The 3,096-nt window shown below is 51.0% G+C and carries 3 protein-coding genes and 2 rRNA genes; all 5 read right to left on the reverse strand.

Annotation, left to right across the window (positions count from 1 at the left end):
* The coding region (locus VAE48_RS08330) for a glycosyltransferase family 4 protein (protein ID WP_322792861.1) at positions 1–1,107 on the reverse strand (1,107 nt) is incomplete at its 3' end.
* 10 nt (positions 1,108–1,117) lie between these two features.
* Positions 1,118–1,468: a carboxymuconolactone decarboxylase family protein gene (locus VAE48_RS08335; protein ID WP_322792862.1), complete on the reverse strand. Its 351-nt coding sequence runs from the start codon at positions 1,466–1,468 to the stop codon at positions 1,118–1,120.
* Between the two features lie 29 nt (positions 1,469–1,497).
* Positions 1,498–2,487, reverse strand: coding sequence for a hypothetical protein (locus tag VAE48_RS08340; RefSeq protein ID WP_322792863.1), 990 nt, complete (start codon positions 2,485–2,487; stop codon positions 1,498–1,500).
* 58 nt (positions 2,488–2,545) lie between these two features.
* Positions 2,546–2,662, reverse strand: a 5S ribosomal RNA gene (gene rrf / locus VAE48_RS08345).
* Between the two features lie 79 nt (positions 2,663–2,741).
* Positions 2,742–3,096, reverse strand: a 23S ribosomal RNA gene (locus tag VAE48_RS08350); the annotation flags it as partial.

Genomic DNA, 3,096 nt, shown 5'->3' on the forward strand with positions numbered 1-3,096 from the left:
CAACTGAATTAATCGGTCGCGCATGATATGCCAGCCATACTCTTTTTCGTAGGCAAGCCGCCCATTGCGCCCCATTTGTTCACGCGTCTGGCCATCCAGCGAAAGTCTGGTCAATGCTTGCTCCAATGCAGGACAATCTCCATACGGAACCACAATACCGTTATTATACCGCTGCACAATCCGATCAATATTGGTATTCTCAGCCACAATGATCGGCCGCCCCAACATCATTGCTTCAAAAATTTTATTAGGACTGGAGTAACGATGATTGGCGATTGCCGGATCGTAGGTGGCAATCAGAACATCCGCAGCCGCCGAAAGGCTTAACGCAGTCTCATAAGAAACCCGACCATGCCATCGGACGTTGTTCATGCCTTTAATCTTTTCCAGTATTTCATCTTGATCGCCGCCAAATCCAGCCAATTCCAGAACCCAATCAGGGTGTTTGGACAACACCTCCAGCAGCTCAAATAAGCCGCGCTCGCGCTGCAACAGACCCACATAAGCAAGCCGCAGCCCAATCTTTGATGAGCTTTCGTCCGTCTGGGAGAATTCAGTTGGCATCCAATCTTCGGGCGAATTGTAAATCACCGTCAAGCGCCGTGGTTTTGAGCCGCGGATTTGCTCACGGCGGCTTTCATCTACCAGAATCACCGCATCTGCCTGCCCAATCACCCACAAATCCACTTTACGAATCATTTTCTTGATCAGCCCGGGAGTCCGCCTCAGATGATCGGCATAAAAATCAAAAATGTCATAAACCAGCTTTTTTTTGTACAACCAGTGCAGGATCAGGGCAGGTAGAACCGTATCAAAATCACAGGCATGAATCGCATCGAAGTCCTGACGATGACGAAGCAACCAACTCATCAATCCAATCTGCCAGCGTACCAACTGGGGCAGATTGCCAAGACCACTTCCAAAAGGAGCACGAATTGGCAAACGATGGATCATCCCCAGCTCAGTTCGCTCAGCCACAGGCATCTCACCGGTGCGATCCCACCCCAGAAGTTCTACTTTCCAGCCCTGACCAATCAGCACACGGGCAATTTTTTCCACACGCGGATCAGGTGCAATGGGATTCGAACGCAGGATAAGAATATTCATTGCAATTTTTTCAATTGCTTTGCTGCCGCGCCAAATCGAGCGTCTCAACAGCATGCCGAAGGTGAGGTATGACAATACTCCCCCCGACGATTAAGGCAACATTGAAAGCATCATACAGTTCTTCATCGGTCCAGCCAGCCTGTACACATTGGAGAATATGATAATCAATGCAATCATTACACCGCAGCACCATCGAAGCCACCAAACCGAGCAATTCTTTCGTCTTGCTATCCAGCGCCCCGTCATGATATGCGGAAGTATCCAGATTAAAAAAGCGTTTTATGCCAAGATGATCAATGCCCAAAATACGCTCGTTCATGCGCTGGCGATACGCCTGAAATTCATCCAAACGGTTTGTCATGGCTGCTCCCAGAAGTTTTTTGATTTTGCTTACCGCACTCGTCCCGGATCGGCAACATACTCCCACCAGTTCCATGAGATGCCGTTGGATCGGCCGGTCAGGTGCGGAAACAATCTCAACCACCAGATATGATGTTGACGGATCTCGCCGTTGCCCCATTCGGCACAGTTGACCATCACCGGCGGATCGGAAAGATCGGGAAATTTAAGCCAGTTTCGGCAGCGGCTGGGGACGAAAGTGGTGTTGCCCCAGTCATAATCCATCTGAGAATTCGGCGCGAAGTGAACCGTACCGCACTCCGCCTGACCGGGGTGGAGTTTATCGTAGCGGGTAAAGCGTTCCCACAAATTCGCATTACCGCTCAGGTTGCGGAATACACGCCCCAGCACAAACTCGGCCCGATGGCCAAACGCTTCCAGCATTTCTCCCACCCCGCGCTGGTAATTGAACCCCATGATGATAAACGAGCGCTGAACGCCGGCAGCGGCGAGCGGCGGTGCGTTGACAAAGAACGCGCCCGCTCCCACCATCACCGATTCATAAAAACCGGCATAGGGCATCCCAAAAAACCAGACTTCATCTATGATGCCGCTGTTAATTTTTTGGACGATGTTAAAATCGCTGAGTATTCTGGCATAATCCGCCAGATCCGGCTGATGAAAACCGGTCTGATTTTGCCAGGCTTGTAAGTAGCCGCTCACAGAGTACGCAAAGCCGTCTTTTTTGACGGGGAAACCATCCACGGTCATTTTTTCAACAATTTGGTAAGTCAGGTAACCATGCGAGCAGGTTTGCAGGTCCTGAATATATTGATTCGCCAGTGCATCCGCATCCGACCAATTCAGGTATTGACTTAATCGTTGAGTACCGCCATCAGGGATGAACGGATCGAAGACGATCATCATCACCTTGCGGGTAATTGGCTGCGGAAGCGCACCTTGAGGTTGAGGGGCAAGCGGGGCTGCAGCAGGTGCAAAGATCCGCGAAATCCATGCAATAAGCTGGCGAATAAAGTCCATAATATCAAGTATAACTGATTTTCAACGAACGATAAGGGGACGTTAAATCAAAAAAGTCTCTTGGCAATGACCTACTCTCCCAGGGGGTCGCCCCCCAAGTACCATCGGCGCTGACAGCCTTAACGACCGGGTTCGGGATGTGACCGGGTGTACCACTGTCGCTCAAATCACCAAGAGACCTTTTTTTTATGTTAAGTTTCAACCGAATAGTATGTTGTAGACACTTCGGAAATGAGTGCTGAGTTCTCCGCACCACGTGCAAAGCCCTCGGTCATTAGTACGGCTTAGCTCAACGCATTGCTGCGCTTACACACGCCGCCTATCAAGCAGGTAGTCTACCTGCGACCTTACTTCCATTACAGAATGAGGGATCTCATCTTGAGGCGAGCTTCCCGCTTAGATGCTTTCAGCGGTTATCCCTGCCAGACATGGCTACCCAGCGATGCCGTTGGCACGACAACTGGCACACCAGAGGTCTGTCCACCCCGGTCCTCTCGTACTAGGGGCAGCCCCCCTCACGTTCCCTACGCCCGCAGCGGATAGAGACCGACCTGTCTCACGCACTTTCCCCCAAGTTACCTTGAGGAGTAGACTATCCCATCATCCCCT

Source organism: Bellilinea sp., from assembly GCF_034432615.1.
Taxonomy (GTDB): domain Bacteria; phylum Chloroflexota; class Anaerolineae; order Anaerolineales; family Anaerolineaceae; genus Bellilinea.